This is a genomic window from Peptoniphilus sp. oral taxon 836 str. F0141, assembly GCF_000179335.1.
Classification (GTDB): domain Bacteria; phylum Bacillota; class Clostridia; order Tissierellales; family Peptoniphilaceae; genus Peptoniphilus_A; species Peptoniphilus_A lacrimalis.
The window spans coordinates 1-506 of sequence record NZ_AEAA01000139.1; the positions used below are offsets into that span (position 1 = coordinate 1).

Annotated in this window: 1 protein-coding gene; it reads right to left on the reverse strand. The window is 28.3% G+C overall.

The annotated features are described in order from the left end of the window. Window positions 1-453 (reverse strand): Tfp pilus assembly protein FimT/FimU (locus HMPREF9131_RS07550; RefSeq protein ID WP_009346272.1); only part of this gene is annotated, 453 nt, incomplete at its 3' end. Window positions 454-506: the final 53 nt, after the last annotated feature.

Genomic DNA, 506 nt, shown 5'->3' on the forward strand with positions numbered 1-506 from the left:
CTCATCATAGTTATAATTATCATAATAAGTTACTTTTCCACTCACCGGTGCTATTGTTATGCCCATAGTCTTATTTTTTATCTTAAAAATTATATGCCCACTTGTGCTGGAGCCGTTAAGAAAAGCAGGCTTTCCCAGATTTGTAAAACTAACTGTGTCCAAATTTGTATCAATTATTTCAATCAATTTTGAAAATTTTACTTCTTCCTTTTCTCCTAAAAGATCAAAAAAGTAGCCTTCATTTCCTATGATTAAACTTGTCCTTGTGTTAGTTTTTTGAGCAAAATTTCTAACATAATTTAAGTCTAATACTAATTTTTTAATTTGATTTTTTGCCTTGTAATTTTCAATAACTCCAGCTTTTAGTGAAATAGCTGAAATTAAAATACTCATAATAGCTAAAACTAATACCAGTTCAACTAGACTATAAGCTTTTGTTTTCATAATTTTCATGGCGTAAATCCCTGATTAGAATAATATTTTCGTCTTCACTTGTATCTTCAATA